Genomic DNA, 1,552 nt, shown 5'->3' on the forward strand with positions numbered 1-1,552 from the left:
GTTAGGGTGTTATCTTTATCAAGTCGGCTCGGATGCGTATGTCTGCCTTCGGGTTCACGTGTTGGACGGCGGCCGGTTCGGCCGCGATCGACGGGATCGAGACACGCCGCTACTCATGGGCGTGACAGTGTCGACGGCGCAGCAGGAGAACAGCGTATGGCCCGCATTCGCGAGATCGTCCCCAGCAACCAGAACGTGCGAGCGCACAAGCTTGAAGACGCGGTCAGTTGCCAGTACAAGGTGATCGAGGACGCGGAGGGTGCGACCTTGGTGCACCTGTCGACTTTTGGTTCGGACAACCGCGAATCCGCGCCGAAGAGTAGCCAGTCCATCCAGCTCAGTCGACAGAACGCAGCCGAGTTGATCTCGATTCTGAGCTCCGCGTTCGGGTTTGCGTGGCGACCGCGGCATGCCCTGGCGGCCCCGGAGGAGCGGGTGCAGGAGTTGCCGCCTGATGTCGAGCCGGAGTTCGTGCCTGCCACAGACGAACTCGCCGAGCAGTTGTATCTGCCCAAAGAGTGGCTGCAGAGCTGCATCGATCTCCTACATGACCGCCCGCAGCTGATCTTCTACGGCCCGCCCGGAACGGGCAAGACCTACCTTGCGAAGGCTCTCGCGAATCATCTCTGCGGGCGTGAACACGTCAAGATGGTGCAGTTCCACCCGACATACTCGTACGAGGATTTCTTCGAGGGGTTCCGTCCGGTCGAAACTGAGAACGGCCAGATCGCATATGACATTCATCGAGGTCCATTGCGGCAACTGGCCGATGATGCTCGCAAAGACCCTGGCAACTTGTATGCCCTGGTAATCGATGAGATCAACCGTGGAAACCTGTCGAAGATCTTCGGTGAGCTGTACTACCTGCTGGAGTATCGGCAAGAGAGCATCAATCTGCTCTACTCTGACAAAGTCGAGATGTTCAGCTTGCCGAAGAACGTGATCATCATCGGAACGATGAACAGGGCCGATCGCTCTGTCGCTCTGGTCGACTCGGCGATGCGCAGGCGGTTCAGGTTCATTCAACTCCACCCCTCGAAAGAGCCGACGAAGGGCATGCTGAGGGAGTGGTTGCGGCGTAACGGAGAGTCCGATGCCGTCGCGGACATGGTCGATATCTTGAATGAATCGATTCTCGACGAAGACTTCAAGATCGGCCCCTCCTACTTCATGCGCCCATACGCTGTCACCCAAACGGGCCTGGACATCGTATGGAACACCGAGGTTCTGCCGCTACTGGAGGAGTATCACTACGGGGAGTCGGGGATGGATGTGCACGAGAGGTACTCGCTGGAAAAGATCCGACTACGCATCAACGGTAATGGTGCCGACTCGGAGGCGTAGGCGATGACATGTCTCGAACTCGTCGAGTACGGCAAGTCGGACCCGATAGTCCTGTCGGCCGACCAAGTTCAGGTCCTGCGGTCGCTCAAGTGCGGAGATGTCGAGTCGGTCAAAGGTTCGACCGGAAGCTACCGCATCAAGGCGAAGCGGAAGGTCGGTTCCATCATGCTCGGGCCGGTGCAGATCAACATTCGGCCTAAAGTCGCTG

At 58.5% G+C, this 1,552-nt stretch carries 2 protein-coding genes; both read left to right on the forward strand.

Going from position 1 to position 1,552, the window contains the following annotated elements:
* Window positions 1-156: 156 nt before the first annotated feature.
* Entirely contained in the window at window positions 157-1,344 is a 1,188-nt protein-coding gene (locus ACIRS4_RS36625) for an McrB family protein (protein WP_404204347.1), read from the forward strand.
* Window positions 1,345-1,347: 3 nt separating this feature from the next.
* The coding region (locus tag ACIRS4_RS36630; protein WP_404204349.1) for a hypothetical protein at window positions 1,348-1,552 on the forward strand (205 nt) is incomplete at its 3' end.

It is taken from the genome of Streptomyces sp. NPDC101166 (genome assembly GCF_044768125.1).
Taxonomy (GTDB): domain Bacteria; phylum Actinomycetota; class Actinomycetes; order Streptomycetales; family Streptomycetaceae; genus Streptomyces.

Bases quoted from the DNA above. Each gene is read 5' to 3' on its own strand.
- ACIRS4_RS36625 (WP_404204347.1), top strand. From the start codon at position 157: ATGGCCCGCATTCGCGAGATCGTCCCCAGCAACCAGAACGTGCGAGCG.